This window comes from Caballeronia sp. LZ016 (assembly GCF_031450805.1).
GTDB lineage: Bacteria > Pseudomonadota > Gammaproteobacteria > Burkholderiales > Burkholderiaceae > Caballeronia.
Map to the genome: position 1 here is coordinate 2,510,302 of NZ_JARTVY010000001.1, position 24,039 is coordinate 2,534,340.

The 24,039-nt window shown below is 66.0% G+C and carries 22 protein-coding genes and 1 pseudogene; 14 read left to right on the forward strand and 9 right to left on the reverse strand.

Translation table 11 applies throughout. The features are described from left to right. Positions 1 to 96: 96 nt before the first annotated feature. Positions 97 to 1,062 (reverse strand): DMT family transporter, encoded by a 966-nt coding sequence (locus tag P9220_RS11925; protein ID WP_309765037.1) that lies wholly within the window; start codon positions 1,060 to 1,062, stop codon positions 97 to 99. Positions 1,063 to 1,284: 222 nt separating this feature from the next. Between P9220_RS11925 and dapC the strand changes: the two genes are divergently transcribed. From dapC to cls, 6 genes are all read left to right on the forward strand, one after another. Continuing rightward, the gene (gene dapC / locus P9220_RS11930) at positions 1,285 to 2,511 is read left to right on the forward strand and encodes a succinyldiaminopimelate transaminase (protein ID WP_309765038.1); all 1,227 of its coding nucleotides are present in this window, start codon (positions 1,285 to 1,287) and stop codon (positions 2,509 to 2,511) included. A 39-nt stretch (positions 2,512 to 2,550) separates the two neighbouring features. Further along, positions 2,551 to 3,378, forward strand: coding sequence for a 2,3,4,5-tetrahydropyridine-2,6-dicarboxylate N-succinyltransferase (dapD, locus tag P9220_RS11935; protein WP_309765039.1), 828 nt, complete (start codon positions 2,551 to 2,553; stop codon positions 3,376 to 3,378). A 1-nt stretch (position 3,379) separates the two neighbouring features. Then, positions 3,380 to 3,739, forward strand: coding sequence for an ArsC family reductase (locus P9220_RS11940; protein ID WP_309765040.1), 360 nt, complete (start codon positions 3,380 to 3,382; stop codon positions 3,737 to 3,739). 104 nt (positions 3,740 to 3,843) lie between these two features. Next, the gene (dapE, locus tag P9220_RS11945) at positions 3,844 to 4,983 is read left to right on the forward strand and encodes a succinyl-diaminopimelate desuccinylase (protein WP_309765041.1); all 1,140 of its coding nucleotides are present in this window, start codon (positions 3,844 to 3,846) and stop codon (positions 4,981 to 4,983) included. Between the two features lie 30 nt (positions 4,984 to 5,013). Beyond that, positions 5,014 to 5,904, forward strand: a complete 891-nt coding sequence (gene prmB, locus P9220_RS11950; protein ID WP_309765042.1) for a 50S ribosomal protein L3 N(5)-glutamine methyltransferase — start codon at positions 5,014 to 5,016, stop codon at positions 5,902 to 5,904. Positions 5,905 to 6,022: 118 nt separating this feature from the next. Beyond that, positions 6,023 to 7,516 (forward strand): cardiolipin synthase, encoded by a 1,494-nt coding sequence (gene cls / locus P9220_RS11955; protein ID WP_309765478.1) that lies wholly within the window; start codon positions 6,023 to 6,025, stop codon positions 7,514 to 7,516. Positions 7,517 to 7,520: 4 nt separating this feature from the next. Here cls and P9220_RS11960 read toward each other — a convergent pair whose 3' ends face one another. Beyond that, positions 7,521 to 8,012, reverse strand: a complete 492-nt coding sequence (locus P9220_RS11960; RefSeq protein ID WP_309765043.1) for a glutathione peroxidase — start codon at positions 8,010 to 8,012, stop codon at positions 7,521 to 7,523. Between the two features lie 153 nt (positions 8,013 to 8,165). On the opposite strand from P9220_RS11960, the gene P9220_RS11965 reads away from it, so the two are divergent. Together P9220_RS11965 and P9220_RS11970 are read left to right on the forward strand one after the other, a co-directional pair. Further along, positions 8,166 to 10,112, forward strand: a complete 1,947-nt coding sequence (locus P9220_RS11965) for an ATP-binding cassette domain-containing protein (protein WP_309765044.1) — start codon at positions 8,166 to 8,168, stop codon at positions 10,110 to 10,112. After that, positions 10,109 to 11,140, forward strand: a pseudogene (locus P9220_RS11970) (CaiB/BaiF CoA transferase family protein). Before P9220_RS11965 ends, P9220_RS11970 begins: the two are co-directional and overlap by 4 nt. Here P9220_RS11970 and P9220_RS11975 read toward each other — a convergent pair. The 3 genes from P9220_RS11975 to alr form a co-directional block, all read right to left on the reverse strand. Further along, a complete protein-coding gene (locus P9220_RS11975) occupies positions 11,137 to 11,400 on the reverse strand; it encodes a DUF2866 domain-containing protein (RefSeq protein ID WP_309765045.1) in 264 nt (87 codons plus the stop codon). The pseudogene P9220_RS11970 and the gene P9220_RS11975 overlap by 4 nt on opposite strands. 151 nt (positions 11,401 to 11,551) lie before the next feature. Further along, positions 11,552 to 12,940, reverse strand: coding sequence for a DNA repair protein RadA (radA, locus tag P9220_RS11980; RefSeq protein WP_309765046.1), 1,389 nt, complete (start codon positions 12,938 to 12,940; stop codon positions 11,552 to 11,554). A gap of 49 nt (positions 12,941 to 12,989) precedes the next feature. Next, positions 12,990 to 14,060, reverse strand: a complete 1,071-nt coding sequence (gene alr / locus P9220_RS11985) for an alanine racemase (RefSeq protein WP_309765047.1) — start codon at positions 14,058 to 14,060, stop codon at positions 12,990 to 12,992. Positions 14,061 to 14,365: 305 nt separating this feature from the next. On the opposite strand from alr, the gene lplT reads away from it, so the two are divergent. From lplT to thiD, 4 genes are read left to right on the forward strand one after another with little or no spacing between them, the layout of a single operon-like run. Then, positions 14,366 to 15,673, forward strand: coding sequence for a lysophospholipid transporter LplT (lplT, locus tag P9220_RS11990; protein ID WP_309765048.1), 1,308 nt, complete (start codon positions 14,366 to 14,368; stop codon positions 15,671 to 15,673). Positions 15,674 to 15,707: 34 nt separating this feature from the next. Continuing rightward, complete coding sequence (gene thiM, locus P9220_RS11995) at positions 15,708 to 16,523, forward strand: hydroxyethylthiazole kinase (RefSeq protein WP_309765049.1); 816 nt, start codon at positions 15,708 to 15,710, stop codon at positions 16,521 to 16,523. Between the two features lies 1 nt (position 16,524). Then, positions 16,525 to 17,172: a thiamine phosphate synthase gene (thiE, locus tag P9220_RS12000; RefSeq protein ID WP_309765050.1), complete on the forward strand. Its 648-nt coding sequence runs from the start codon at positions 16,525 to 16,527 to the stop codon at positions 17,170 to 17,172. Between the two features lie 8 nt (positions 17,173 to 17,180). Then, on the forward strand, positions 17,181 to 17,993 hold the full coding sequence (gene thiD, locus P9220_RS12005) for a bifunctional hydroxymethylpyrimidine kinase/phosphomethylpyrimidine kinase (RefSeq protein ID WP_309765051.1): 813 nt from the start codon (positions 17,181 to 17,183) through the stop codon (positions 17,991 to 17,993). A gap of 18 nt (positions 17,994 to 18,011) precedes the next feature. Here the strand turns inward: thiD and P9220_RS12010 are convergent, their stop codons facing one another. From P9220_RS12010 to tsaB, 4 genes are read right to left on the reverse strand one after another with little or no spacing between them, the layout of a single operon-like run. Then, on the reverse strand, positions 18,012 to 18,968 hold the full coding sequence (locus tag P9220_RS12010; RefSeq protein WP_309765052.1) for a DUF1853 family protein: 957 nt from the start codon (positions 18,966 to 18,968) through the stop codon (positions 18,012 to 18,014). After that, positions 18,968 to 20,086, reverse strand: a complete 1,119-nt coding sequence (locus P9220_RS12015; protein WP_309765053.1) for a uracil-DNA glycosylase family protein — start codon at positions 20,084 to 20,086, stop codon at positions 18,968 to 18,970. The genes P9220_RS12010 and P9220_RS12015 overlap by 1 nt, the downstream gene beginning before the upstream one ends. Beyond that, positions 20,073 to 20,564, reverse strand: a complete 492-nt coding sequence (rimI, locus tag P9220_RS12020; RefSeq protein ID WP_309765054.1) for a ribosomal protein S18-alanine N-acetyltransferase — start codon at positions 20,562 to 20,564, stop codon at positions 20,073 to 20,075. The genes P9220_RS12015 and rimI overlap by 14 nt, the downstream gene beginning before the upstream one ends. After that, positions 20,561 to 21,379: a tRNA (adenosine(37)-N6)-threonylcarbamoyltransferase complex dimerization subunit type 1 TsaB gene (tsaB, locus tag P9220_RS12025; RefSeq protein WP_309765055.1), complete on the reverse strand. Its 819-nt coding sequence runs from the start codon at positions 21,377 to 21,379 to the stop codon at positions 20,561 to 20,563. The genes rimI and tsaB overlap by 4 nt, the downstream gene beginning before the upstream one ends. Before the next feature lie 144 nt (positions 21,380 to 21,523). On the opposite strand from tsaB, the gene P9220_RS12030 reads away from it, so the two are divergent. Next, on the forward strand, positions 21,524 to 21,793 hold the full coding sequence (locus P9220_RS12030) for an acyl-CoA-binding protein (RefSeq protein ID WP_309765056.1): 270 nt from the start codon (positions 21,524 to 21,526) through the stop codon (positions 21,791 to 21,793). A 434-nt stretch (positions 21,794 to 22,227) separates the two neighbouring features. Next, on the forward strand, positions 22,228 to 23,862 hold the full coding sequence (locus P9220_RS12035; protein WP_309765057.1) for a DEAD/DEAH box helicase: 1,635 nt from the start codon (positions 22,228 to 22,230) through the stop codon (positions 23,860 to 23,862). The last annotated feature ends 177 nt before the right edge of the window (positions 23,863 to 24,039 follow it).

Below are 24,039 nucleotides of genomic sequence, written 5' to 3' on the forward strand. Positions count from 1 at the left end.
TGACGGAGGATGAAAGGCAGACAGGCGGCAGCGCCCGTCGCGTGTGATCGTGTCATGCCCGCGAGAGCCTTTCCGCCCGGTCGCGAGCGGACACCATCATACCATCGCGCGTGTCGATTTCTTTTCGCCTGGCGGGTCTTGCGGCCGCGCCGGCGATGCTTCATCGCCCTTTCGCGCCTGCCGATGCACCCACGCCGACAGCAAGCACGCGGCCACGATGCACGCCCCGCCCGCCCATTCGCGCGGCCCCGGCGCCTCGCCCGCGAAGAGCCACGACGACAGCGCCGTCACGACCAGTTCGAACAGCATGATGATCGACGCGCGATTGGCCGGCACGCGCGCAAGCCCGATCTGCACGATGACGTTGTTCACCGCGAGCACGGCGCCCAGCCCGATCACGATGAACGCGACCGTACCCATCTGCGATGCGGCGGGCGGCGCGGGCATCGGCTCGAAAAGGCTCGCCACGCTTGCGACGACAGCCGCGCCGCCGAAGATCACCGCCGTGCGCATTTCGGGCTTCATGCGCGGCATCGTCCGCGTGATCCTGACGACGAGCACGTTGCTCATTGCGAAGCCCATGCCGCCCATCAGCCCCGCCCACTCCGCGAGATTCGCGGGCAGCGGCAAGCCGAGCGCGGGCGACCAGAGCATCGTGACCGCGCCCGCGAGCGAGAGCAACGACAAGGCGGCGTCCGCGCGCGTCAGGCGATCGTTCAGGATGAAATGCGCGAACACCGCCGTCCATGCGGGCGTCAGATAAAAGAGCAACAGCACGCGCATCACCTGACCGTGAATCGCGCCCCATACGAAACCGACGCTCGTCATGCCCGCCGCGAGGCCGAGCGCGACGAGCAGCCAGTGCCAGGAAATCGTGCTGATCGAGCGGCGTCTGAGCAAGAGGACGCACAGGCACGCCGCGCCGCTCGTCGTCGCGCTCGCGAGGGTGCCGGTGAGCCCCATCGACGCAAGCACGCGCATCGGATACCAGACGAGGCCCCAAACGGACGCGCCGAGCATGATCGCGAGCGTCGGCAGCGCGTCGTGCAGACGGCGGGTCATGGGCGGGCTCGTCGGGTGGAATGCGGGATCGTCATGCTGTGTCGTTCGTTGCCCTGCAGCCCTTTGCTGCAAAGGCGCGGGGTATAATCGTGCGCTTCATCGATGTCTCTATCGTGCCGCCGCAGCGGGTCGTCCAATGGCCTGTTCTCGCCGGCGTGCATGGCGCTGCGCCGCCGCCCCGACCATCCGTTCACTCGTCGCTCATCGCTTACCGGTCACGCCGTGAATCCACTTCTTCAGAAACTCCAGCCGTATCCGTTCGAAAAGCTCCGCGCGCTCTTCAAAGGCATCGAGCCGCGCGCCGGATTCACGCCGATCAGCTTCGGCATCGGCGAGCCGAAGCATCCGACGCCAGCGCTGATCCGCGACGCCGTCGTGAATTCGCTCGACGGCCTCGCCGCCTATCCGCCGACGCTCGGAAGCGAACCGCTGCGCGAAGCCATCGCCACATGGACGAAGGCGCGCTACGGTCTCGCATCGCTCGATCCGGCCACGGAGGTGCTGCCCGTGTCGGGCTCGCGCGAAGCGCTGTTCGCGCTGGCGCAGGCCGTCATCGACAGCCGCAGCACGCCTGAACTGCGCGAAGCCGAACCGCCGATCGTACTCTGTCCGAACCCGTTCTATCAAATCTACGAAGGCGCGGCGCTGCTCGCGGGCGCCGAGCCGTACTTCGTGAACAGCGATCCGGCGCGCAACTTCGCGTGCGATTACTCCGCCGTGCCGGACGGCATCTGGGCGCGCACGCAACTCCTCTATGTCTGCTCGCCGGGCAATCCGACGGGCGCGGTGCTGACGCTCGACAACTGGCGCGAGCTCTTCGCGCTGTCGGACAAGCACGGCTTCGTGATCGCGTCCGACGAATGTTATTCGGAGATCTACTTCGACGAAGCGCATCCGCCGCTCGGCGCTCTGGAGGCCGCGCGCCTGCTGAACCGCGGCTTCGAGCGCCTCGTGATGCTGTCGAGCCTGTCGAAGCGATCGAACGTGCCGGGCATGCGCTCGGGCTTCGTCGCCGGCGACGCCGCCATCCTCAAGCAATTCCTGCTGTATCGCACGTATCACGGCGCGGCGCTGTCGACGGTTTTCCAGCGTGCAAGCATCGCCGCCTGGCAGGATGAAACGCACGTGCGCGACAACCGGGCGATGTATGTGAGCAAATTCCGGACGGTGACACCCATGCTCGCGGAAGTGCTCGACGTCCGTCTGCCCGATGCCGCGTTCTACCTCTGGGCCGACGTTTCGCGCACCGGGCTGTCCGATACCGGGTTCGCGGCGCGTCTCTACGCCGACTATAATGTGACGGTTCTGCCGGGCTCCTATCTCGCTCGTCCGGCGCATGGCATGAATCCCGGCGAAGGCTTCGTGCGCATCGCGCTCGTGGCGGGGACCGAGGAATGTGTCGAAGGCGCCCGCCGCATCGTCGAATTCTGCCGCACGCTCAAGTCCTGACGGGCGCTGCCGGTCCATCACTCCATCCTTGAAATCACTATGTCGCAACAACTTCAGAGCATCATCGACAACGCCTGGGAAAACCGCGCCGAGCTTTCGCCGAAAGCGGCGCCGGCCGAAGTCCGCGACGCGGTCGCGCACGCCATCGAACAGCTCGACAAGGGCGCGTTGCGCGTGGCCGAAAAGCGCGACGGCGAGTGGGTCGTCAATCAGTGGCTGAAGAAGGCGGTTTTGCTGTCGTTCCGCCTGGAAGACAACGCGCCGATGGCCGCCGGTGGTTACTCGCAGTTCTACGACAAGGTGCCTTCGAAGTTCGCCGGCTACACCGCCGAGGACTTCGCGGCGGGCGGCTTCCGCGTGGTGCCGCCGGCCATCGCGCGCCGCGGCTCGTTCATTGCGAAGAATGTCGTGCTGATGCCGTCGTACACGAACATCGGCGCTTACGTCGACGAAGGCACGATGGTCGACACCTGGGCCACCGTCGGCTCGTGCGCGCAGATCGGCAAGAACGTGCACCTGTCGGGCGGCGTGGGTATCGGCGGCGTGCTGGAGCCGCTCCAGGCGAACCCGGTCATCATCGAGGACAACTGCTTCATCGGCGCGCGCTCGGAAGTGGTGGAAGGCGTGATCGTCGAAGAGAACTCGGTCATTTCGATGGGCGTGTACCTCGGCCAGTCGACGAAAATTTACGACCGCGAAACAGGCGAAGTCACGTATGGCCGAATTCCGGCCGGTTCGGTGGTGGTCGCGGGCAATCTGCCGTCGAAGGACGGTTCGCACAGCCTCTACTGCGCGGTCATCGTGAAGAAGGTCGATGCCAAGACGCGCGCGAAAGTCGGCCTGAACGAACTGCTGCGAGGCGACTGAGTTGGCCAAGACGACTGTCGTGTACGGCATTCCGAACTGCGACTCGGTGAAGAAGGCGCGCGTGTGGCTGGAAGAGCGCGGCGTGCCGTTCGAATTTCACGACTTCAAGAAAGCCGGCGTGAACGAGAAACTGCTTCAGGACTGGTTGAAGGACGTGCCGCTCGATCAGCTCATCAACAAGCGCGGCACGACCTGGCGCGGGCTGTCGGACGTCCACAAGGCCGAAGCCGACACCACGGCCGGCGCCATCGCGCTGATGATCCACAAGCCGTCGATCATCAAGCGGCCGGTCATCGTCGTGAACGGCCGCGTGAAGACGCTCGGCTTCTCGGCCGAGCAGTACGAGACGCTCTTCGCGTAATGCGTGGCGATGGCTCTCACGGACGCCATCGCTCGCCTCGATACAGAACCGCTTGCCGGCCGCCGCGCCGGCATTTTTTTGTCTTTCCAGACGCAGGTCCAACCATGTCCGGCACACTCTCCCTTACCGAAGCCCTGATCGCACGCGCGTCCGTCACGCCCGACGATCGCGATTGCCAGTCGCTGATGACCGAACGTCTGTCCGCTGCCGGCTTCGTGTGCGAAACCATCGCGTCGGGCGGCGTCACGAACCTGTGGGCAGTCAAACGCGGCGCGGACGGCGCTGCGGGCAAGCTGCTCGCGTTCGCCGGACACACCGACGTCGTGCCGACCGGCCCCGTCGAGCAATGGAACTCACCGCCCTTCACGCCGACGCATCGCGACGGCAAGCTCTACGGGCGCGGCGCAGCCGACATGAAGGCGTCGCTGGCGGCGTTCGTCGTGTCGAGCGAAGAGTTCGTCGCGAAGCATCCGGCGCATCGCGGTTCGATCGCGCTGCTCATCACGAGCGATGAAGAAGGCCCCGCCACCGACGGCACCGTGAAGGTCGTCGAGGCGCTGCAGGCGCGCGGCGAGCGACTCGACTACTGCATCGTCGGCGAGCCGACTTCGAACGAAACGCTCGGCGACATGGTCAAGAACGGACGGCGCGGCTCGATGACCGGCAAGCTCACGGTAAAGGGCGTTCAGGGGCACATCGCGTATCCGCACCTTGCGAAGAATCCGATTCATCTGCTCGCGCCGGCGCTCGCCGAACTCGTCGCCGAACGCTGGGACGACGGCAACGAATACTTTCCGCCGACCACGTGGCAGGTCTCGAACCTGCACTCGGGCACGGGCGCGACGAACGTGATTCCCGGCCATGCCGAGCTCATATTCAACTTCCGGTTCTCGACGGCGAGCACGGTCGAGCGCCTGCAAAGCCGCGTCCACGCGATTCTCGACAAGCACGCGCTCGACTACGATCTCAAGTGGTTCGTCAGCGGCCTGCCGTTTCTGACGCCGCGCGGCGCGCTGTCCGACGCGCTCGAAAGAGCGATCCGCGAGGAAACCGGTGCACAGCCCGAACTGTCGACCACCGGCGGCACCTCGGATGGCCGCTTCATCGCGCGCATCTGCGAGCAGGTCGTGGAATTCGGCCCGCCGAACGGCAGCATCCATAAAATCGACGAACATATCGAAGTGCGATTCATCGAGCCGCTGAAGAACGTGTATCGCCGCGTGCTCGAAGAACTGATCGCCTGAATTCATTCGCACAACAACAAGGAGCCTTCGATGGCGCTACCCTTTCTCACCGTGCGCGACCTGCTGCGTTTCGGCGTCTCGCGCTTCACCGAAGCGGGCCTCTCGTTCGGCCACGGCTCGACCAATGCCTATGACGAAGCCGCGTATCTCATCCTCCACACGCTGCATCTGCCGCTCGACACGCTCGATCCGTTCCTCGACGCGCGCCTGCTCGACAGCGAAATCGACGCCGTGATGCAGGTGATCGAACGCCGCGCGAAAGAGCGCGTGCCGGCCGCCTACATCACGCAGGAAGCGTGGATGCACGGTCATCGCTTTTATGTCGATGAGCGCGTGATCGTGCCGCGCTCGTTCATCGGCGAATTGCTGCAGGACGGCTTGCAGCCGTATGTGGCCGATCCCGACCACGTCACGCGCGTGCTCGAACTGTGCACCGGCTCCGGTTGCCTCGCGATTCTGGCCGCGCAGGCCTTCGAAAACGCCGATATCGATGCAGTCGACATCTCCGCCGATGCGCTCGCGGTCGCGCGCCGCAACGTCGACGACTACGGCCTGCAGGATCGCGTGACGCTGCACGAAGGCGATCTTTACGCGCCGCTGTCCGGCGCGCGTTACGAGGTCATCATCACGAATCCGCCGTATGTGAACGCCGGCGCGATGCAATCGCTGCCCGCCGAATACCGCCACGAGCCGGAACTCGCGCTCGCGGGCGGCGAGGACGGCATGGACATCGTGCGGCGCATCGTGCGCGACGCGAGCAAGTGGCTGACCGAAGACGGCGTGCTCGTCGTCGAAATCGGCAACGAGCGTGCGAACGTCGAGGCTGCGTTCGGCGGCCTCGATCTCGTCTGGCTTTCGACAAGCGCCGGCGACGACAACGTGTTCCTCGTTCAGGCAGCCGACCTGCCTGCGCAAGCCTGACGCGCGACGCGTTTCGGACCAGGAAGGTTGGGTAAGATGACGCATCGCCGCCGACGCGGCGCTCGTCATCCCGGTCCGCGCGCCCGAGCGCGGAACGTATCGAACCTTACGCATGCCTATGCAAGCAGCAGACTGGCTCCACGTCGGCACGCTCGTGATGGCCGCGCATGTGCTCGGCGTGATCGCCGCCGTGCACGCGGTCATCCATACGCGCACGTCTCAAGGCGCGGTCGCGTGGGCGGTATCGCTCGTCGCGATGCCGTATCTCACGCTCATCCCTTACCTGTTCCTCGGCCGCAGCAAGTTCGCCGATTACATCGACGAGCGGCGGCTCGAAGTCGAAATATTGCGCCATCGCACGAAGCCGGCCGAGTGGGAATCGAAGGAGCGCAGCGACGCGCCCGAAACAGGCATGGCGCTGCTCGATTCCCCGGGCGCGCGGGGCGAGCTCTCGCCGGGTCCGGCCGAGTATCTCGGCAATCCGACGATTCGCACGCTCCAGCGTCTGTCGGGCATGCCTTTTCTGCGCGGCAATTCGGTGCGCGTGCTGGTCGACGGCGACGCCACGTTCTCCGCGATTCTCGAAGCGATCGAAGCCGCCGAGCGTTATATCGTCGTGCAGTTTTTCATCGTGCGCGCGGATGCGCTCGGCGACATGCTGCGCGATGCGCTCATCGCGAAGGCGCAAGCGGGCGTGCGCGTCTACTTTCTCTACGACAGCATCGGCAGCTTCGATCTCCCGCATCGCTACGTGCACGCGCTGCGTGCGGGCGGCGTCGAGGCGCATCCGTTCGCGACCAAGCGCAAGTTCGTGCATCGGTTTCAGATCAACTTCCGCAATCATCGGAAGATCGTGGTCGTCGACGGCAAGCGCGCGTTCGTCGGCGGGCACAACGTGGGCGTCGAATATCTCGGCGGCAATCCGCGGCTTTCGCCGTGGCGCGATACCCACGTGGAAGTGCGCGGCCCGGCCATCGCGAGCATCCAGTTCGTCTTCACCGAAGACTGGTACTGGGCGACGCAGCGCCTTCCCGAACTCGGTCCCGCGCCGCACACCGGCGACAACATGCACTGCATGGTGCTGTCGAGCGGCCCTGCCGACAAGCAGGAGACCTGCTCGCTCTTTTTCGTCGAGGCGATCAACGCGGCGCGCGAACGCATCTGGATCACGTCGCCCTATCTGATCCCCGACGAAGCCGTTTTTTCCGCGCTACGGCTCGCGGTGATGCGCGGCGTGGACGTGCGCATCCTGATTCCGAGCCGGCGTGATCATCACGTGGTGTTCGCGGCGTCGCGGCTTTATGCGTACGATCTCGTGCAGGCCGGCGTGCGCATCTTCCGCTACAAGCCGGGCTTTCTGCACCAGAAAGTCGTGCTCGTGGACGATATCGCCGCGTCGGTCGGCAGCGCGAATCTGGACAACCGCTCCTTCCGCCTAAACTTCGAGATCACCGTGCTGACCGTCGATCACGACTTCGCACGGCAGGTGGAAAGCATGCTGCTCGTCGACTTCGCGCACGCGTATGAGATCGACGACACCGATTATCTCGGCTTCCCGTTCTGGCATCGGATGGCGATGCACGTCGCGCGGCTGTTCTCGCCGATACTCTGACGCGCTACAGCAGCTTCTCGATGTCCGCCGCAATGGCCTCCGGCTTCGTGATCGGCGCATACCGCTTCACGATGTTCCCCTTCCGATCCACGAGGAACTTCGTGAAGTTCCACTTGATGGCCGCAAGCCCGAGCACGCCCGGCTCCTTCTCGGTCAGGTACTTGTAGAGCGGATGCGCGTTCGCCCCGTTGACCTCGATCTTCGCGAACATCGGAAAGGTCACGCCGTAGTTCTTCTCGCAGAATCCCCCGATCTGCGCCGCATCGCCCGGTTCCTGCTTGCCGAACTGGTTGCACGGAAAGCCGAGGACCTCGAAGCCGCGCGACGCGAGCCGCGCGTACAACTCCTGCAGTCCCTTGTATTGCGGCGTGAAACCGCATTCGCTCGCCGTGTTGACGATCAGCAGCACCTTGTCGCGGTACGTGTCGAGACCGACGGTCGCGCCGTCGAGCGTCTCCGCCGTGAAGCCGTAGATGCTGTCGGAAGTTGAACGCATGGCATGTTCCCCGCTGAAAGTTTGAATTCAGGCGATGCTACTACCGCCCGCGATCGGCCGCCATTGGCCGAACGGACGATCCGTTGGCGGCGGCGCGGCCGGTCTAAAATAGCGCTTTCCTCTCAAGCCCGCGCCCTTCGCCGCCATCCCGACGTGATCCGCTTCAACCAGTTCAGCCTGTCCCGCGGCACGAAGCCGCTTTTCGAAGAGACGAGCTTCACGCTCAATCCGGGCGAGAAAGCCGGTCTCGTCGGCGCGAACGGCGCAGGCAAGTCCACGCTCTTCGCCGTGCTGCGCGGCCAATTGCACGCGGACGGCGGCGACTTCTCGATGCCGCCGTCCTGGCGCATCGCTCACGTCGCGCAGGAAACGCCGGCGGTGGATCGCACCGCGCTCGACTACACGCTCGACGGCGACACGCACTTGCGGGCGATCGAAGCGCGCATCGCCGCCGCGTCCGCTGCGCACGACGGCGCCGAGGAAGCCGAAGCCCACGCCGCTTTCGCCGATGCCGACGGCTACACCGCCCCCGCACGCGCCGAAACGCTGTTGCTGGGCCTCGGCTTCACGCTCGCGCAGACGCGCGAACCGGTTTCGAGCTTCTCGGGCGGCTGGCGCATGCGCCTGAATCTCGCGCAAGCGTTGATGTGTCCGTCCGACCTGCTGCTGCTCGACGAGCCGACCAACCACCTCGACCTCGACGCCATCGTGTGGCTCGAAGACTGGCTGGCGCGCTATCCGGGCACGCTCGTCGTGATATCGCACGACCGCGAATTCCTCGATTCCGTTTGCAACGTCACGCTGCATTTGGAAAACCGGCAGGTGAAGCGCTACGGCGGCAACTATAGCCAGTTCGAGATTTTGCGCGCTCAACAGCTCGCGCTGCAGCAGAGCGCATTCGAGAAGCAGCAGAAGACCGTGCAGCATCTGCAGAGCTTCATCGACCGCTTCAAGGCCAAGGCGACGAAGGCGAAGCAGGCGCAGAGCCGGGTGAAGGCGCTGGAGAAGATGGAACTGATCGCGCCGGCGCACGCGAGCTCGCCGTTTACGTTCGAGTTCCGCACGCCCGATGCCGCGCCCAACCCGATGATGGTCATGGAAGGCGTGCGCTGCGGCTATCACGGCGATGACGGCGCGGAAATTCCGATCGTCGAAGGCGTCACGCTGTCGATCCAGAGCGGTCAGCGCATCGGCCTGCTGGGTGCGAACGGTCAGGGCAAGTCGACGCTCATCAAGACGCTCGCGGACACGCTCGAACCGCTGTCCGGTCACGTGCGTCAGGGCAAGGGCCTGCAGATCGGCTACTTCGCGCAGCATCAGCTCGAAACGCTGCGTCCGGACGATTCCGCGCTTCAGCATCTCGCGCGCCTCGCGCCGGACACACGTGAGCAGGAGTTGCGCGATTTTCTCGGCAGCTTCAACTTCTCCGGCGACATGGCGACCGCGAAAATCGCGCCCTTCTCGGGCGGCGAGAAGGCGCGGCTCGCGCTCGCGCTCATCATCTGGCAGAAGCCCAATCTGCTGCTGCTCGACGAACCGACCAACCACCTGGACCTCGAAACGCGTCACGCACTGACGATGGCGCTCGCGCAGTTCGAAGGCACGCTGATCCTCGTGTCCCACGACCGGCATCTGCTGCGCGCGACGACCGACACGTTCATGCTGGTCGCGAAGCATCGGCTGAGTCCGTTCGATGGCGATCTCGACGACTATCGCGACTGGCTGCTGCAGCACGCCGCCGAAACGCGCGCGGCGGCGAAGGAAGCGAGCGGCGCATCGTCGGCGGTGGGCGTCGCGCAGGACAGTGCGGTCAATCGCAAGGAGCAGCGCAAGCAGGAGGCGCAGGAACGGCAGAAGCTGTCGCATCTGAAGAAGCCGCTGCAATCGCGCATCGCGAAGATCGAGAAGGAAATGGATGCGCTGAACGCGGAGAAGTCGACGCTCGATGCGTTCGTCGCCGATCCCGCCAGCTACGACGCCGCGCTAAAGGCGAAGCTCACCGAGACGATTCGCCGTCAGGGCGAAGTCAGCGCACGGCTCGAGACGCTGGAACTGGAGTGGCTCGAAGCGCACGAGGAACTCGAACAGATCGGTTCATGACGCCTCCGCCCGCCCTCGCCGGCCTCCGTGTACTCGACCTGACGCGCCTGCTGCCCGGTCCGGTCGCGACCTTGCGGCTCGCGGAACTGGGCGCGGACGTGCTCAAGATCGAGCCGCCGGGCGAAGGCGACTACGCGCGCACGATGTTGCAGACGGAAGCCGAGCGCCGAAGCGGTACGCCGAGCGCGTTCTATCGCATCGTGAATCGCGGCAAGCGGACGGTCACGCTCGATCTCAAGACCGAAGCGGACCGCGCGAAGCTGATCGATTTGGTGCGCAATGCCGATGCGCTCGTCGAGAGCTTTCGGCCATCGGTGATGGCGCGGCTGGGCGTCGGCTATGACGTCCTGCGTCAGGTGAATCCCAAGCTCGTCTATTGCGCGATCACCGGCTTCGGAAGCAACGGCCCGTTCGCGGACAAGGCAGGCCACGATATCGACTACATGGCGTATGCGGGCGTGCTCGATCAGCTCGCCGCGCCGGATGGCACGCCCGTCGCGCCGAATTTTCAGCTGGCGGACTTGCTGGGCGGCGCGCTTTGCGCCGTGACCGAGATGCTTGCGGCGCTCTGGCATGTCGCGCGTGGCGGCGAAGGACGTCGGGTCGATGTTTCCATGACCCACGCGGTTCACGCACACAACGTGATGGCGCATGTCGCGCTCACTCGCGGCGACGACGCGAGCACGCGCGCGGGCGCCGGCTTGCTGAACGGCGGCGTGCCGTGCTACGACGTGTATCGCACGCGGGATGACCGGTTCATCGCGGTCGGCGCGCTCGAACTGAAGTTCTGGCAGACGCTGTGTCACGCACTCGGCCGCCCCGAGTGAGCCGCGCGGCACTGGAGTCTGGGACAGGCAATCGGTGGCGCGGACGCGAAGGAACTGTCGGCGCAAGCGGCGGCGTGCTTTCGCGAGCGCACGCGCGACGAATGGATCGCGCTGCTGGAGCCGCTCGACTGCTGCGTCGCGCCCGTGTTGACGCCGGCCGAAGCGGCGGCGCATCCGCTCTTCGCGGATAGGCAAGCCTAACGGCGCGGCAAGGTCTGACGCGGCTGACTTTCGTCGTCGACGAGCACATGCTTGCGCCCGGTCACGTGACGGCGGATGACGGCGACGACTTCATCTTCCGTGACATCCGCAGCCACGGCGCGCCGCGAAATCTGTCCCTCGCCGTCGATCCATTCGATGATCCGGCACCCGCTGCCCCACGGCTGCTGCAAGGGCGCCGACACGCGACATCCCCGCAGATGGAACGCGGGCTTGGCTCGCGTTGATTTGGCGTGCTTCAAGGCGTGGTCCTCTCGATGCTTGCGGCCGCTCCTGTCCACGAAGCTGCCGGGTCCCTGGCCAGAAGAGCATAGGCAAACGAAACCCGCCTTGGGTTACACGCGATGAGGGGTTTTTTACGGCTCGTTACGCCGGCGCCGATCCGTCGGCGCGTTACTCGAGGTCGCGCACGCGGTCGATCGCTTCCTCGATGCGATCCACGGCGATGACCTTCAGTCCGTCGATCGCCTGCTTGGGCGCGTTCGCCTTCGGAATCAGCGCGACGGAGAAGCCGAGCTTGGCCGCTTCCTTCAGGCGATCCTGCCCGCGCGGCGATGGGCGGATTTCGCCCGCGAGCCCGACTTCGCCGAACGTGATGAGACCCTTCGGCAGCGGCTTGTTGCGCATGGACGAATGAATCGCGAGCAGCACGGCGAGGTCGGCGGCGGGTTCCGTGATCTTGACGCCGCCCACTGCATTGAGAAACACGTCCTGATCGAAGCACGCAATACCCGCATGCCGATGCAGCACCGCCAGCAGCAGCGCGAGCCGGTTCTGTTCGAGGCCGACTGCGAGCCGCCGCGGATTGGGCACGTGCGCGGTATCGACGAGCGCCTGCACTTCGACGAGCAGCGGCCGCGACCCTTCCTGCGTCACGAGCACGCACGAACCCGCGACGCTCTGCTCGTGCTGCGACAGGAAAAGCGCCGACGGATTCGCGACGCCGCGCAGCCCTTTCTCCGTCATCGCGAATACGCCGAGCTCGTTGACCGCGCCGAAGCGGTTCTTGAACGCGCGCACGAGCCGGAACGACGAGTGGGTATCGCCTTCGAAGTACAGCACCGTGTCGACGATATGCTCCAGCACGCGCGGGCCAGCGAGACTGCCCTCCTTCGTGACGTGTCCGACCATGATGATCGACGTCCCCGTCTGCTTCGCGATGCGCGTCAATTGAGCCGCGCATTCGCGCACCTGCGCGACCGAGCCGGGCGCGGACGTCAGCGCTTCGGAGTAAATGGTCTGAATGGAGTCGATGACGGCGACTTCGGGACGCTGTTCATCGATGGTCGCCTGAATCTTTTCGAGCTGAATCTCGGCGAGCAGGCTCAGATCGGCCACGGCGCTGTCGTTTCCGCCGATCAACCCGAGCCGCTGCGCGCGCAACGCGATCTGCGCACCGGACTCCTCGCCGCTCACGTAGAGCGCCGGACGCTCGCGCGCGATTTCAGCGAGCGACTGCAGCAGCAGCGTCGATTTGCCGATGCCCGGATCGCCGCCGATCAGCACCACGCCGCCGGGCACCAGCCCGCCGCCGAGCACGCGATCGAACTCGCCGACGCCAGTCGTGAAGCGCGGCACGTCCGACGCTTCGATGTCGGCGAGACGCTGCACCGCCGAACTCTTCGCGAGCGCCTGGAAGCGATGCGCCGACGGCGCCTGCTCCACTGATTCCACCAGCGTGTTCCACGCTCCGCACGCCGCGCACTGCCCTGTCCACTTCGGCGCCTGCCCGCCGCACTCGCTACAGATGAAGAGCGTTTTCGCCTTTGCTGCTTTCGCCACGTATTGCCTTGTCAGAGATTCGATTCGTTCCCGCGCCCACCGGCGCTGCTTACTCGGCCCGCACCGGCACGCGCTGCGCGATCGCGCACATCAGCTCGTAGCCGATGGTGCCGCACGCGCGCGCGACATCGTCGATCGGCAGGTTGGTTCCCCACAACTCGACGCGCGAGCCGATGCCCGCGTTCGGGCACGGCGTCAGATCGACGGTGAGCATGTCCATCGACACGCGGCCGACGAGCTTCGTCATCACGCCGTCGACGATCACCGGCGTGCCTTCTGCCGCGATCCGCGGATAACCGTCCGCATAGCCGCACGCCACCACGCCGATACGCATCCCCTTCTCCGCGCGAAACGTCGAGCCGTACCCGACGCTCTGGCCCGGCTGCACCGTCTGCACGGCGATGAGTTCGGACGAAAGCGTCATGGCGGGCTTGAGGCCGGTCCCGGCGATATCGGCCGTCACACCCGACGGCGACGCGCCATACAGCATGATGCCGGGCCGCACCCAGTCGAAGTGCGCGGACGGATGCCACATCACCGCCGCCGAATTGGACAGGCTGCGCGCCCCCGCGATACCTTCCGCACCGCGCTCGAACGCCTCCAGTTGATGCGCGATGCCGCGCTCGCTGTCGGCATCGGAAAAATGGGTCATCAGCGTGATCTGGCCGATGCCCTGGCAGGCGCGCGCCCGCTCCCAGGCGGCGCGAAAACGCTCCGGCGTGTAGCCGAGCCGGTTCATGCCGCTATTCATCTTCAGCTGAATGTTGACCGGCTTCGACAGGCGCGCCATCTCCAGCATGCGCAGCTGTTCGTCGCAATGGACGGCCGTGGTCAGGCTGTAGCGGTCGATGACATCGATGTCCGTCGGCCTGAAGAAGCCTTCCAGCAGAAGAATCGGTCCTGCCCATCCCAGTTCCCGCAACTTTGCCGCCTCTTCGAGGTCCAGAAGGCCAAAGCCGTCCGTTGCGCGAAGTCCGGGGAACGCTCGCGCGAGTCCGTGGCCATACGCATTGGCCTTGACGACAGCCCAGATCTTGGATTTCGGCGCGAATTTGCGCGCGACGGCGAGGTTGTTGGCGAGTGCAGGCGTGTGAATGGTTGCTGAAAGGGGGCGCGGCATGAGCGTTTGGGTGGAATCACGGTTCGGGCGGAAAGACGAGAAGCATACGCCAGCGAAGCGAGCGGCCGCTTCGTCGATCAAGACGCCTTGTGAATCAGGACCTTATAAAAAATCCCGGGCGCGGGCGCCTTGACGGATCAGGCGGTTCGCGCGCGATCGAGATTACCGCTAGTCAGAATGCGCCTATTTTCGTGTTATAAAGCCCTGCGCACAACCCATTTCGAACGGCATAAGCCCGAACGCATGACAGCAGCACGAGCAGCGTCCGGGGCGGATCACCCGCAGTGAGGAAAGCTTCGGATCAGATGAAAAAAGGTTTTTACACCATCATGGCCGCGCAGTTTTTCTCATCGCTGGCCGATAACGCACTACTGATCGCTGCCATCGCACTGCTGAAAGACCTTCACGCGCCGAACTGGATGACGCCGCTGCTGAAGCTGTTCTTCGTGCTGTCCTATGTGATCCTCGCGGCATTCGTCGGCGCTTTCGCGGACTCGCGGCCCAAGGGTCATGTGATGTTCGTGACCAATACCATCAAGGTCGTCGGCTGCATCACGATGCTGTTCGGCGCGCATCCACTGCTCGCGTATGGCATCGTCGGCTTCGGCGCGGCGGCCTATTCGCCCGCGAAGTACGGCATTCTCACCGAACTCCTGCCGCCCGACCGGCTCGTGGCGGCGAACGGGTGGATCGAAGGCACGACGGTCGGCTCGATCATCCTCGGCACGGTCATGGGCGGCGCGCTCATCAGTCCGCATATCGCGAGTCACCTGCTGAGTCTGCATATCCCGCGTATCACCACGCCCGCCGAAGCCGCGATGCTCGTAATCATGCTGATGTACGTGATCGCCGCCATCTTCAATCTGCGCATTCCCGATACCGGCGCGCGCTATCCGAAGCAGGAAACGCGGCCGATCAAGCTCATCACGGATTTCGCCGACTGCTTCCTCACGCTCTGGCGCGACAAGCTGGGCCAGATTTCGCTTGCCGTCACGACGCTCTTCTGGGGCGCGGGCGCGACGCTGCAGTTCATCGTGCTCAAATGGGCGGAAGTGTCGCTCGGCATGACGCTCTCGCAGGCGGCCATCCTGCAGGCGGTGATCGCGGTCGGCGTGGCGGCGGGCGCGGTGCTCGCGGCGGCGCGCGTGCCGCTCAAGCGCTCGCTGTCGGTGCTGCCGGTCGGCATCATGATGGGCCTCGCCGTCATGCTCATGGCGTTCTACACGCGGCATCTGTTTCCGGCGCACTGGGGCATCTACTTCGGCAAGATGCACTTCCCCGGCTATCTGCTCGTCGCGTATCTGTTCCTGATGATCGTCGGCGGACTGTCGGGCTTCTTCGTCGTGCCGATGAACGCGCTGCTGCAGCATCGCGGACACGTGCTGCTCTCGGCCGGACACTCGATCGCCGTGCAGAACTTCAACGAGAATCTGTCGGTGCTGGTGATGCTGTGCCTGTACGCGGTGCTCGTGTGGCTCGACATGCCGATCCAGTTCGTCATCGTGATGTTCGGCTCGTTCGTGTGTCTGATGATGTACTTCGTCATGCGCCGTCATCAGGCGAATCAGCGCGCGTTCGATTCCGTCGCGCTGATCGGCGAGGCGCGGCACTGACCGCTCGCGCGCCGTCGGCTAGTCTTTACTCATCATGCAATCAGCCGATCTCTTCTCGTTCGTCACGCGCGTGCGCGATACCGCGCCGCTCGTGCATTGCCTGACGAACCTCGTCGTCACGAACTTCACCGCGAACGTGCTGCTGGCCGTGGGCGCCGCACCGGCGATGGTCGTCGCGCGCGAGGAAGTCGCCGAATTCGCACCGGTCGCCAATGCGCTCTCGGTGAACCTCGGCACGCTCGATGTGCCGCAGTCGCGCGCGATCCGCGCCGCCGTCGACGCCGCCAACGGCGCCGGCAAGCCGTGGGTGCTCGATCCCGTCGCCGTGGGGCCGCTCGCGTTTCGCACGGAGTTCGCGCTCGAATTGCTCGATGCGAAGCCGGCGGTGATTCGCGGCAACGCGTCGGAAATCATCAGCCTGTCGGGCGGAACGGCGAGCGCGCGCGGCGTGGACAGCACCGCCGCGACCGATGCGGCGCTGGAAGCCGCGCAAATCCTCGCGCTGAACACGCAGGCGGTCGTCGCCGTGACGGGCGAGACCGACTACATCACCGATGGCCGCCGCGTGACCGGGCTGTCGAACGGCTCGCCGCTGATGACGCGCGTGACCGGCGTCGGCTGCGCCCTGTCCGCGACGGTCGCCGCATTCGCGGGCGTGGCACGCACGCGCGACGAGCATTTCATCGCGACGGTCGCGGCCATTGCCTATTCGACCGTGGCCGGGGAACTCGCCGCCCGCGACGCGGCGTTGCCCGGCAGCTTTGCGGTAGCGTATCTGGATCGCCTCGCGTCGCTGGACGCGCACGCGTTCGACACGACGCTCGTACAGCGCGACGTCGCGCTTTCATGACATGCGGCATTCCTTCGATCTTTCGCTTTATCTGGTGCTCGATCCGGTGCAATGCGGCGGTCACGGGGCGGCGCTCGACGTCGCGCGCGCGGCGCTGGAAGGCGGCGCAACGGTCGTGCAGTTGCGCGCGCCGCAGTGGCACAAGCGCGCGTGGCTCTCGCTCGCGCTCGACCTCTTGCCGCTGACGCGCGCGCACGGCGTTCCGCTCGTCATCGATGATCACGTCGACGTCGCGCTTGCCGCCGGTGCGGATGGCGTGCACATCGGCCAGCGCGATCTGCCGGCGGACGTCGCGCGGCGGCTGATGGGACCCGGCGCGCTGATCGGCCTGTCGGTATCGAATCTGGCGGAAGTCGCGCACGCGAACCAATTGCAGGGCGTGGTCGATTATCTCGGTGCGGGACCGGTGTACGCGACCCCCACGAAAACCGACGCTTCCGCGCCGTGCGGCATCGGCGGCCTCGCCGAAATGTGCCGTGAAGCGCGCTTTCCGACCGTCGCGATCGGCGGCATTCAGGCGCGCAACGCCGCCGACGTGATGCGGGCGAAACCGGCTGGCCTTGCTGTCGTATCCGCGATCTGCAAGGCGGCGAATCCGCGCGAAGCCGCCGCGGCATTGCGCGCGACGATCACCCGCGCACGAACCTGATTCTTCCGATGACTTCGACGAAACGCATTCCCAACGCGCTCACCATCGCCGGCTCCGACTCGGGCGGCGGCGCGGGCATTCAGGCCGACCTCAAAGCGTTCTCGGCGCTCGGCGCATACGGCGCGAGCGTCATCACGGCGCTGACCGCGCAGAACACGCGCGGCGTGACGGCGGTCCATGCGCCCGATCCCGGCTTCGTCACGGCCCAGCTCGACGCCGTGTTCGACGACATCCGCATCGATGCGGTAAAGATCGGCATGCTGGCGAACGCGGGCATCGTCCGCGCGGTGGCGGATGCGTTGCGGCGGCATCGTCCGATGCATGTCGTGCTCGACACCGTGATGATTTCGAAGAGCAATCACGCGCTGCTCGCGCCGGAAGCCGTCGCCGCGCTGCGCGACGAACTGCTGCCCCTCGCGACGCTCGTCACGCCGAATCTGCCGGAAGCGGCGGCCTTGCTCAGCGTCGAAGCAGCGACCGATGAAGACGCGATGGTGCGCCAGGGCGAAGCATTGCTCGCCGCCGGCGCGCGTGCGGTGCTGATGAAGGGCGGGCATCTCACGTCTTCCGACAGCCCCGACTGGCTGATCGAGGCTTCGGGCGCGCTGCGGCTTTCCGGCGCGCGCGTCGCGTTGAAGAACACGCACGGGACGGGATGCACGCTCTCGTCGGCGATCGCCGCGCTGATCCCGCAGACCGATGATCTGGCGAGCGCGACCGCCGAGGCGAAGCGCTATCTCACCGGCGCGATCGAGGCGAGCGCGCGGCTCGACGTGGGACATGGCGTGGGCCCGGTCCACCATTTCTATCGATGGTGGTGAGCGCCGGGCCGATGGCGCTCACAGCGCCGACGCCGCGAACGCCCTCGCCCGCTCCGGCCAGTCGTCCGGCACGATGAAGCCGCGCGATTCCTCCGTCCAGCCGCCCGCGCCGTCGCGGATGTAGGACGCCACCATCGTCGGCGCGTCAGCCGCTTGCAAGCGCGTGTGGATCGCGGCGGATTCGGCTATCAGCGATCCGGCGTCACCGGCGCGCAGGCGGCGCGAGGCAAGCCAGGCAAGGCGCGGCTGCACGACCCAGGCGCGCGCATCGTCGATTGCGTCGTGACGGGCACGCCATTCCGACGCCGTCAGCCACCAGCCGCGCACGTGCCGCGCGCCGACTTCGGGCGCGGGGAGCACGGTGTCGTCGTGGTAGAAAAGCCGGCCCTTGATGAACAACTGCGCGTCCCACGGCCCGCCGAGCCCGAGCGCCGCGAATTCCGCGCGCGAGGTCAGCCCGAGCTGATGAGTAAGCAGCCGCGCGTACTTGAGGTCGAAGCGGTCCTGCAGATTCGGCCCGACGTAATCGGAAAGCCGGGCCGTCCGTGTCGCGCCATCGCCGATATGCAGGTAGAACTTCACGGCCAGTTCCCAATGCAGCCGCGCGCCGCCCGCCGTCTGGAGCAGGAAATCGCATTCGCCAATGGTGCGCCGCTGCCTTCTCAGCGGCACGTTCGCCGCGATCAGGCGCGCGGCGGGACCGTGCGCCAGGAAAAACTCGAGCAGGCTCTCGGCATAGATGCCGAGGCGCGTCGACCTGGGATTGCGTGAGCGGACGTGCAGCGCATCGGGGGCGGCGTCGAGCGCCTGCAGCCATTCGAGCGTCGCATCGCGGTCTGCCGGCGATGCGAACGGCTGAGCGAGTTCAGCGCCGGCTTCCCCGGCGCGCAGCAGATCGGGGGCAAAAAGCAGCCACGCCAGGTCACGCACCGTCGCGTCCTCGAATCGATCGACGAGACGCGACAGCCCGCTCATCAACGCGCGCCCTTCCCGGCTCCCGGTTGCACGCCGAGCGCGGCGAGCGCGTCCTGATACGTCTTGCGCGCGAGGCACAGATCGGCCCATGCCTTCGCCTTGTCCGGCAAGCTGCGCAGCAGATACGCCGGGTGATACGTGACGACGACCGGCACCCCGCGATACTCATGCACCCGCCCGCGCAGCGACGCGATGCTGCCATCGCTCTTCAGGAGGCTCTGCGCGGCGAAACGCCCCAGCGCGACGATCACTTTCGGCTTCACGAGTTCGACCTGACGTTGCAGATACGGCTCGCAACGCGCGACTTCGTCGGCTTCGGGATTGCGGTTGCCGGGCGGCCGGCATTTGATGACGTTGGCGATATAGACATTCGATTCACGCGACAACGCGAGCGAGCGCAGCATGTTGTCGAGCAGCTTGCCCGCCTGTCCGACGAACGGCTCGCCCTGCTTGTCTTCGTTTTCGCCGGGCGCTTCGCCGATGAGCATCCAGTCGGCCTCGCGGTCGCCGACGCCGAAGACCGCGTTCGTGCGGCGCTCGCATAGGCGGCACCTTTCACACGTCGAGACGCGGTCGGCGAGCGTAGTCCAGTCGAGGGTACGAACGTCGTCGGCGGGTTCGGGCGCAGCGGGCGGCGCGAAAGACGGCGCGTCGTCGGTCCAGGGAAGGTCGTCGTAGGCTTCGAAGGGCGGCGCATCGAAGTCTTGCGGCGCGGCTTCCGGTTGCTTCGAACCGGATGATCGCGGCGCGGCTTCGTCGGCGGGCCGGTCGACGGGAGGCTCGTTCGCGGACCGGCTCGCCGGCGAATCGACGCCGTGCGTATCCGCCGATCGCACTGATTGCACCGGCGCCCGCTGCCCGGCCGCCGTTTGCGCGGGAACGTCTGCGAGCGTCGATGGCGTTCGCTCGAAGCCGCCTGCGTCCACCGGTGGCGAGGCCTCCGCGTGCGAGCCGCCGGCATCCGCCGATACGCGCGACGAACGCGTGACCGCTTCGCTTTGCTCGCTCGCCGGCTCAGGCGACGTTTCGCGCGGCGCCGAAACCGACGCGCCCGTACGCCGCCGCACCCACACCGGTCCGAATCCCAATTCCTCGACCAGCAGTTCATCGAGCGCCATGCGCATTCTCCTTGAACGAAAGACGCATGACGATTGCGTCCTCGCGCGACCGATGCCGCGCGGGATAGTAATTCTTGCGCCGCCCGATGGCCGTGAAGCCGAAGCGTTCGTAAAGCTGAATCGCACGCGGATTCGACGGCCGCACTTCGAGCAGCATCCCGTCCAGCTTTTCGGCGTGCGCGATGCGCACCGCCTCGCGCAGCAGCGTCAGCCCTGCGCCCGCGCGCTGGGCCGCCGGCGCGACGCACAGATTCAGCAAATGCATTTCGTCGACGACCGGCATCAGCACGCAATAGCCGATGAGCGTGCCCGTCACATGACGAAGACATACGCCGTAGTAACCGTTGCGCAACGAATCCTGAAAATTGCCGCGGCTCCACGGAAATTCATACGCGAGCCTCTCGACGGCGGCGACTTCGTCGAGATCCGCTTCGGTCATCGGCGTGAGATACCGATCCGCGAGCAGCACGCCGCTCACCGCAGCGCCTCCTCGCGGGCCGCGCCGGCGTCTCCCTTGCCTGCGGCGGCGCGTGCCTCCATCCGCTCGGCCGTCGTCTGTGCGACCTTGTTGCGCACGTAGTCGGGCGCGGCCAGTTCCGGCGCGACTGCACGCCCGGCGCGCAGCGCGCGCAAAGCCAGCAGCGCGACCGGCAACGCGTGAGGCAGCGCGTTCGTGTCGACATGCGCAGCCGCCGCGAGCGCCGGCAGGCGGTCGCCGAAGGCTTCGGCCGCATTGCCCGCAAGCGCGAAAGGCGCATCGGGAAGCGGCAGCGCGGCGGGCGCATCGAGCGATGCCGGATGCACGATGCGCCAGTCGGCGCCCGCGGCATCGGCGTGCAATTCGTAGTCCGCCCAGTACACCTCGTCCATCCGCGCATCGAGCGTGGCGAGCACACGCGGCGGCAGCAAAGGGTCGCGCAAGCGCGCGGCTTCCGCGCACGCGAGCAGCGTGCTCACCGGCGCTACCGGCACGTTCAGTCCGAACGCGAGGCCCTGTGCGACGCCTGTGGCGGTGCGAAGGCCCGTGAACGAGCCCGGCCCTGCGCCGAAGGCGATCGCACTGCAATCGGACAGGTCGAGGCCGGCTTCATCGAGCAACTCCCGCACGGCGGGCAACAGGCGCGTGCTCGATACCGCGCCGGTCGCTTCGTGGCGGAACCACACGCGCGTGGCGCCGCTTTCGTAATGCGGCGCGGATCGGCAGGGATGTTGCGCGGCGGGATCGTCGAGCAGCAGCGCGACGGAACAGAATTCCGTCGAGGTATCGACGGCGAGCAGGATGGTGCGGGTCATGGCCGACATTGTAATGCGGGACGGGCCATGCTTTTGCACGATGCTTGCGGGCGGCGCATCGGCGATTCGAGGAAAGCCTCGACAGGCGCAGCGCGTATCGCTTGCTAAGATCGTCGGCCAATCACGATGCAAAGGACCCGACGCATGACCGACATCGACCAGCAATTCGCCCAGGCTCAGATCGACGTAAAGGAATTGCCCGAGCGTCCCGGCAATCTCACGCTGCTGCGTCTTTACGCGCTTTTCAAGCAGGCGAGCGTCGGCGACGTGCAAGGCGAAAAGCCCGGTTTCACCGACATCGCCGGGAAATACAAGTATGAAGCGTGGTCCGCCCTGAAGGGCACGCCCGCCGATACGGCCAAGCAGCACTACGTCGAGCTAGTCGAATCCCTGAAGCGCGGCGACGCGAGCTGACGCGATATTTCTGAATTCGCGCCGTCGATGCCCGCCGATGGCGCGGGAATGCGTCAACATGTGGCGCGGTGCAGCAAATTCCGATATACTGCTGTTCAAGCAGCGTGACTGTGAGCTGCATGCATAAAGCATGCGGCACACAGGAAGCCGCTTCGTAGCGTTTCGCTCCAATCCAGTTTAGAAACTGTCCCTTCCCTGCTAGGCCGTAGCGCAGTTTGCGCGCTGTTTGTTCCGCGGCCCGTCATGCATCAGGCTGACGTCAGTGCTCCCCGAGCCTGCCGTATCCGATACAGCTTCTAACAACATTACTCGCCTTTCCGTTGCGCGAGTTGCCCCCGTTTTTCGATTTGCTCGCTGTTTCTTCGCTCGCTGAATCCAACGACTTGGGTATGCCGATTGGCGCCGACGCCTTATCTTCCGTTTCAAGGATCGACATGACTTCGAGTATCACCCCTAGCCCGTTGGACAACATCGCAGCACAGACGCTCGGCATCGCGCCCATCGTGGATGCAGCCGCAGCAACCGCAGCCCCGGCCGTCGAAGCGCCCGCCGGCCCGACCTTCGAATCCCTCGGCCTTTCCGCCGACATCGTCACCGCCCTGACCGCCGCCGGCTATCAGTCGCCGACGCCCGTGCAGCAGCGCGCGATTCCCGCCGCGCTCGCCGGCCGCGACCTGCTCGTTTCGAGCCCGACCGGCTCCGGCAAGACCGCGGCGTTCATGCTGCCGGCCATCGAAAAGTTCGCGCAACTCGAAAAGCTCCAGGCGCAACAACCGCGTCAGCCGCGCGATCCGAACGCGCGTCCCGGCCGCCGTCCGCAGCCGGTTGCACGCCCGCAACTGCTCGTGCTCACGCCGACGCGCGAACTCGCAATGCAGGTTTCCGCCGCCGCGACCACGTACGGCCGTCACCTGCGCCGTCTGCGCACGGTCAGCATTCTGGGCGGCGTCGCCTACGGTCAGCAATTGATGCTGCTCGCGAAGAACCCGGAAATCCTGGTGGCGACGCCGGGCCGTCTGATCGACCATCTGGAACGCGGCCGCATCGACCTGTCGAACCTCAACATGCTCGTGCTCGACGAAGCCGACCGCATGCTGGACATGGGCTTCATCGAAGACATCGAGACGATCGTCGCCGCTACGCCGGCCACGCGTCAAACGCTGCTTTTCTCGGCGACCATCGACGGCAAGATCGCGTCCCTCACGGGCCGTCTGCTCAACGACCCGGAGCGCATCGAGATCGTGCAGAAGCTCGAAGCGCGCAGCAACATCGCGCAGACCGTGCATTACGTCGATGACCGGGATCACAAGGATCGCCTGCTCGATCACCTCTTGCGCGATGCCGGCCTCGATCAGGCCATCGTGTTCACCGCGACGAAGAGCGACGCCGATCTGATCGCCAATCGTCTCGCCGATGCCGGTTTCGAATCGGCCGCGCTGCACGGCGATCTGCCGCAAGGCGCGCGTAACCGCACGATTCGCGCGCTGCGCGAGCGTCGCGTGCGCGTGCTGGTGGCAACGGATGTCGCCGCGCGGGGTATCGACATCCCCGGCATCACGCACGTCTTCAACTACGATCTGCCGAAGTTCGCGGAAGACTACGTGCACCGCATCGGCCGTACGGGCCGCGCGGGACGCAGCGGCACGGCGGTGAGCCTCGTGCATCACGCCGAGACCGGTGCGCTGAAGCGGATCGAGCGCTTCGTGCGCGCGCCGCTGCCGGTGAACGTCGTCGTCGGTTTCGAACCGCGCAAGTCGCCGCCGAAAACCGGCTTTGGCGGTCGTGGCCGTCCGGGTGGCGGTAACGGCGGGCGCCGTTTCGGCAGCGGCAGCAGCAACGGCGGTGGCCGGGGCTACGGTGCGGGCAACGCCAGCGGTTACGGCAACAAGCCGAGCACGGGTTCGCGCGAAGGCGGCTATCGTGACGGCGGCTATCGCGGCGCGAGCAGCGGAGCCGGCGATCGTGAAGGCGGTTATCGCGGCGGCAATCGTGATGGCGGCTACGGCCAGCGCGACGGCTACAGCGCGCGCCGGAACGACGGCCCGCGCGCACCGCGTCGTGGCAATTAAGCGCTGATCGCGTGAAGCAATAGCAGGTGGCGTCACACGCCGCCTGGCGCTGCAAGAAGAAACCGATGCCTCGCGCATCGGTTTTTTTTCGTCCGTCGCCATATTTCACGATGCGCAACGGCTTTTTGTTTCGCAAAAGCCTTGCTGCGCGGCACAACCGTAAATCTTGCAGGATGG